This is a genomic window from Atlantibacter hermannii (genome assembly GCF_009907385.1).
In the GTDB taxonomy this organism is placed as follows: Bacteria; Pseudomonadota; Gammaproteobacteria; order Enterobacterales; family Enterobacteriaceae; genus Atlantibacter; species Atlantibacter hermannii_A.
Genome location: NZ_JAAATR010000067.1, coordinates 1 through 3,254 on the forward strand (window position 1 = coordinate 1; position 3,254 = coordinate 3,254).

Here is a 3,254-nt window from a genome sequence, read left to right on the forward strand (position 1 = left end):
ACCATCTCATTAAATAAAGCACGCTAAGCGTGCGTGGAGGCTGGCACCCAGCGGTACAGCGTCGGAATGGACACGCCGAGGTTCTTGGCCACGTCCTTGGGCGGCACCCCGCTGGCCAGCAGCTTCTTGGCCGACTCGATCTTGCTGTCGGTCATCTTCGGCTTGCGGCCGCCTTTGCGGCCGAGCTGCTTGGCGACTTCCAGCCCGGCGCGGGTGCGCTCGACGGTCAGCTCGCGCTCCATTTCGGCAAGGCTCGCCATGACGTGGAAGAAGAACCGCCCGGATGGTGTGCCGGTGTCGATGGAGTCGGTGAGGCTCCTGAACTGGACACCGTGCTTGTGCAGATCGCCGACCAGATCGACCAGTTGCTTGACCGACCGGCCCAGCCGGTCGAGCTTCCAGACGACCAAAGTATCGCCTTCGCGCAGCATTTCGAGCGTCTTGGCCAAGCCAGGCCGGTCTGCCCGCGTGCCACTCACCTTGTCCTCGAAGACCTTTTTACATCCGGCCTTGCTCAAGGCTTCGCGTTGCAGCTCCAGGTTCTGATCCTGCGTCGAGACGCGCGCATAGCCAATCAACATGGCTTGTCTCGCGCCCGGTCGATGCGTTCCTGCATCGCCTGCATCACTTCTTCGTGGGTGTACGATCTGGCGTTGGCGTCGGTGGCTTGCCGCAGGGCTTCCTCAACCTCGCGCGTCATCCGCTCGTAATCCTCCGGCCACAGCGCTTGCTCCATGCGCAGCGACGCCTGACTCAGCAGGTGCAGCAGGCTGAACAGCCGCATGTCGTTGGTGGCGACGATGCGCTCCCGAATCTGCTCCTGAATAGCTTCGCTAGCCCGATGCGCTTGTGGTGTGGCAGTCCCCTCGTAGTCAGCGGGGAATTCCGCTTCCTCGGCAATCCTTGCCCAGGCGCTGGCCAGCGCCTCGATGGTTGACGTGCTCATTTCCGCCGCTCCTGTGCTCTTTGGCGAATCAACCGGCCAAGGGGCCTCGACGCGAAAACCAGCAGCATCACGCCTATCGGATACCAGGTCGAGAAGACCACCAAGGCATCGAAGGCTGGCCGTCCGGTGTTGGTAGGCAGTACGGCGGTCACAGCCATCAACCCGCCGACCGTCCAGATGATGCGCCACACGTAGGGCATCACGCGGGGCACGTAGCCGTCATCGAAAGCGGTCTGGTAGTAGCGGCGCAGGCCGCGCTCGGCAAGCGCCTGGCGCTGCCGCTCCGACAGCGCATCCGTCCGGCCATACCAGCGCCGGAATGGTGGACAGCGCAGCAGCAAAGGGGTGAAGAGGATCATCACCGCCACGATCGCGACACCCCACGCCATGACGGCGCCGGCATCGGGCCGCTTGGCGTTCTCGATCACGGGCGCGAAGACGCCCGGAGCACCGATCATCCAGAACAGCGCAATGTGCTGATGGAAGGAGAGCTTCATTTGCTCATCCACTTGCGCAGCAGGCGCTTTTTCAGGGAGGCGCGTTCTTGCGGGTTGCGTCCCTTGTGATTGGCGATGCGATCCGCCGTGGCGGCCTGGCGCTTGACGGGCCAGTAGGAGCGGCCATCCTTGCCCATCGACCAGACGCTGCTGGCCTGGTTTTCCAGCAGGGGCAGATGGGCGCTCAGGGCTTCGGGCGACGCGCTGGTCAGCGCCGTGCGCTCACGGGTGCGCCAGCGCTGATGCCAGAGCTTCTTGTCCTCGCGCTCGCTGCCGCAGGTCGTGTGCCCGACGATGGGTGTTTTGCGGCGGCTGCGGCTCATAACGTAGTGGTCTCCAAGAACATTCAGGACTGATCCCAGGCGTCGATGGTCAAGACCTGATCGGCAGGACAGGCGGCTACGCGGTCGGGAACTGGATGGTGTTCAGTCTCATGCCGACCCCATTCGATTGATCGCGTCGCTTGCGGCACGCTGCGACGCAAGGAGGTTTGCGACCTGGTTTAGCAGCCGTGTCCGCTGCATGTCTGTTACCTATCTCCCCGACCGCTCATTGGACCAACTCCAGAGATTGGGCTCTATCGCTCAGCCAATACGAAACCGGCATTGGCTGATGCCACAACCGAGACTAACACAAATGGCTCGGTACCTGTATTTCGCGCCCCGTGCACTTGGCCCGGTCTTGCCACGGCTATCTCACCTTCCCTGAGGGCACGAACAATCCCATTGCCCTGAAAGTAATCAGCCATTCCCGACAAAACAGTCCACGTGTCTTGGCCGTGAGGATGAATGTGAGCCGCAATTTCCTGCCCGGGATGGACATGCCAAACCACGATAATTGAGTCTCGGGTTTCAAGCACAACGGAACGAATAGGCTCGCCTTCGGACGGCTGAACATACTCGGCTACAGAAAATATTCTCGATTCAACAGTCATCGGAGATCCCTCTTTCACAGTTGTCGTTACGGTCTTCATCGTCGGCATCCTGACGCACGGCGGGCAATTGCTGGAGCAACGCCGGCAGCCATTCCTGTACCGTCTCCCACACCACATCGAGGTTGATGTCGAAATAGCCGTGAGCCATGCGATTACGCATATTGCGCATGCTGCGCCACGGCACGTCGGCATGCGCCTGGGTGAACTCGACGTAGCCATCCATCACCTTTGTGGCCGCCTCGCCGATGACGATCAGGCTCATGATGACGGCCTGCTGGGTGCGCTTGTCGGCCAAGAAGTCGTCCTTGGCCATCCCTTCCACGAAGCTGCGCGCATCGGTTGCGGCCTGCTGAATGTGGTCGAGGTAATCGGGCAGGCGGTTCTCGCTCATATCGGTTGCGCCTCCGCGAGCACCTTGGCCCGGAACTTCGGCGGCAGGTCGCCGGGAGTCAGCAGATCGACGTCAACGCCGAGCAGCGATTTCAGTTCTTCTTCCAAATCGCCCAAGTCCAACAACGTGGCACCGGGCAGCGCATCGACCAACAGGTCGAGGTCGCTGCCATCCCGGTCGGTGCCATGCAGCACCGAGCCGAAGACGCGCGGGTTCGCGGCGCGAAAGCGGCCTACCGCTTCACGCACTGCGCTTCGCTTCATGTCAAGCACAACAGACGGTCGCATGCGCATCCTTTCTTATCGAAACTCGTTGAGATGATATGCAATCAAGAATAGAATTTCAAGAACTATTTTCGAGAATCGCAATGCCTTGATTCCCGTGCCGCGCCTGTCATTTTCAGAAGGTGACTGCACGGAATATCAAGAGTCGGCTGCACAGTCTTTTCTGATCTGTGGTCGTCTCAGAAAACGGAATCTATGGTCA

Annotated in this window: 7 protein-coding genes; all 7 read right to left on the reverse strand. The window is 60.8% G+C overall.

All coding sequences use genetic code 11. The features are described 5' to 3' along the window. Positions 1–23: 23 nt before the first annotated feature. Positions 24–581: a recombinase family protein gene (locus GV764_RS16650; RefSeq protein WP_003100847.1), complete on the reverse strand. Its 558-nt coding sequence runs from the start codon at positions 579–581 to the stop codon at positions 24–26. Next, positions 575–946 (reverse strand): hypothetical protein, encoded by a 372-nt coding sequence (locus GV764_RS16655; protein ID WP_021243030.1) that lies wholly within the window; start codon positions 944–946, stop codon positions 575–577. Before GV764_RS16655 ends, GV764_RS16650 begins: the two co-directional genes overlap by 7 nt. Further along, positions 943–1,443, reverse strand: coding sequence for a hypothetical protein (locus tag GV764_RS16660; RefSeq protein ID WP_003100856.1), 501 nt, complete (start codon positions 1,441–1,443; stop codon positions 943–945). Before GV764_RS16660 ends, GV764_RS16655 begins: the two co-directional genes overlap by 4 nt. Beyond that, entirely contained in the window at positions 1,440–1,766 is a 327-nt protein-coding gene (locus GV764_RS16665) for a hypothetical protein (RefSeq protein WP_003100858.1), read from the reverse strand. The genes GV764_RS16660 and GV764_RS16665 overlap by 4 nt, the downstream gene beginning before the upstream one ends. A gap of 254 nt (positions 1,767–2,020) precedes the next feature. After that, on the reverse strand, positions 2,021–2,377 hold the full coding sequence (locus tag GV764_RS16670; RefSeq protein ID WP_000215515.1) for a cupin domain-containing protein: 357 nt from the start codon (positions 2,375–2,377) through the stop codon (positions 2,021–2,023). Then, complete coding sequence (locus GV764_RS16675; RefSeq protein WP_001293886.1) at positions 2,367–2,768, reverse strand: HepT-like ribonuclease domain-containing protein; 402 nt, start codon at positions 2,766–2,768, stop codon at positions 2,367–2,369. Before GV764_RS16675 ends, GV764_RS16670 begins: the two co-directional genes overlap by 11 nt. Next, positions 2,765–3,055, reverse strand: coding sequence for a nucleotidyltransferase family protein (locus GV764_RS16680; protein WP_001247892.1), 291 nt, complete (start codon positions 3,053–3,055; stop codon positions 2,765–2,767). The genes GV764_RS16675 and GV764_RS16680 overlap by 4 nt, the downstream gene beginning before the upstream one ends. Positions 3,056–3,254: the final 199 nt, after the last annotated feature.

What these genes read in the sequence shown, in the direction of transcription:
- GV764_RS16650 (WP_003100847.1), bottom strand. Translation starts at nt 581, where the DNA reads ATGTTGATTGGCTATGCGCGCGTCTCGACGCAGGATCAGAACCTGGAG.
- GV764_RS16660 (WP_003100856.1), bottom strand. Translation starts at nt 1,443, where the DNA reads ATGAAGCTCTCCTTCCATCAGCACATTGCGCTGTTCTGGATGATCGGT.
- GV764_RS16670 (WP_000215515.1), bottom strand. Translation starts at nt 2,377, where the DNA reads ATGACTGTTGAATCGAGAATATTTTCTGTAGCCGAGTATGTTCAGCCG.
- GV764_RS16680 (WP_001247892.1), bottom strand. Translation starts at nt 3,055, where the DNA reads ATGCGACCGTCTGTTGTGCTTGACATGAAGCGAAGCGCAGTGCGTGAA.
- GV764_RS16665 (WP_003100858.1), bottom strand. Translation starts at nt 1,766, where the DNA reads ATGAGCCGCAGCCGCCGCAAAACACCCATCGTCGGGCACACGACCTGC.
- GV764_RS16655 (WP_021243030.1), bottom strand. Translation starts at nt 946, where the DNA reads ATGAGCACGTCAACCATCGAGGCGCTGGCCAGCGCCTGGGCAAGGATT.
- GV764_RS16675 (WP_001293886.1), bottom strand. Translation starts at nt 2,768, where the DNA reads ATGAGCGAGAACCGCCTGCCCGATTACCTCGACCACATTCAGCAGGCC.